The 1,074-nt window shown below is 64.2% G+C and carries 1 protein-coding gene; it reads left to right on the top strand.

Annotation, left to right across the window (positions count from 1 at the left end; all coding sequences use genetic code 11):
- Positions 1-843: efflux RND transporter periplasmic adaptor subunit (locus EN935_RS37390; protein WP_127374310.1), on the top strand; the 843-nt coding region annotated here is incomplete at its 5' end.
- Positions 844-1,074 lie beyond the last annotated feature (231 nt).

The raw sequence follows: 1,074 nt of genomic DNA, 5'->3' as shown, positions 1-1,074 counted from the left end.
GGAGATCACGTCCAGACCGGCGATCTGGTGCTGATGTTGGCGGCGGAAGAAAAGATCTCGATGGTCGACAACGCCAAGCAGCTCGTGGTGCAGCGCCAGGCCGAGTTGGACGCGGCCCTGCGGCTGATGAAAACAGGCAATCTGCCCAAGCTGCAGCTCGACACCGCCCGCTCCAATCTGACTCTGGCGCAATCGCAGCTGGATACCGCGCAGGCCGAGCTCGACCGCAACGAAGTCAAGGCGCCGTTTGACGGCGTCATCGACCGGGTGCCGGTGGAACTCGGCAGTTCCATCATGCAGGGCGGCGAGGTGGCAACCATCCTCAAGCTTGATCCGGTGATTGCCCGCGGCGAAGTCAGCGAGCGCGACCTCGGCTACCTCAAGCTCGGCGACAAGGCCAATGTACGGCTGGTCAGCGGCCAGACGGTTGAAGGCACAGTGCGCTACATCAGCCGCGACGCATCGTCGGCGACCCGTACCTTCCGCGTCGAGGTGGCGATCCCCAATGGTGACGGCTCAGTGCCGGCCGGCATGACGGCGGAAATCGCGCTCAACGCACAACCGACCGACGCAGTCCTGCTGCCGCGCTCGGTGGTGACGCTCGGCGACAAGGGCGACCTCGGCATCCGTGCCGTCGGCAAGGACAACAAGGTGGCGTTCTTCCCGATCGACCTCGTCGACGACACGCCGACCGGCCTCGTGCTCGGCGGCATCCCGGCCGACGCGCGCATCATCGTCGCCGGCCAGGAACTGGTGAAGGAAGGCGATCTTGTCAATCCGGTCGAGGCCGACCAGGCGACCATCAAGAAACTGCTCGGCGAGGCGACTGCCGGCACGCAGTAGCAAGGGGCCGTGACGGACTAGCCCTGGGCGGGGACAATCGGCTGCGACGCAGCTCCTGAAATTCAAGAACAGGCGTTAGCCATGGATATCGTCAGACTCGCAATCAACAATGCCCGCCTGACCATCTCGGTCCTGGTCTTCCTCATCCTTGCCGGCGCGGTCGCCTACCAGTCGACGCCGAAGGAAGCGGAGCCCGATGTTCCGATTCCGATGATGTATATCAGCCTGATC

Source organism: Mesorhizobium sp. M7D.F.Ca.US.004.03.1.1 (assembly GCF_003998635.1).
GTDB lineage: Bacteria > Pseudomonadota > Alphaproteobacteria > Rhizobiales > Rhizobiaceae > Mesorhizobium > Mesorhizobium loti.
The sequence above is the reverse complement of the archived record's forward strand: the minus strand, read 5'-3'. Positions and strand labels throughout refer to the sequence as shown.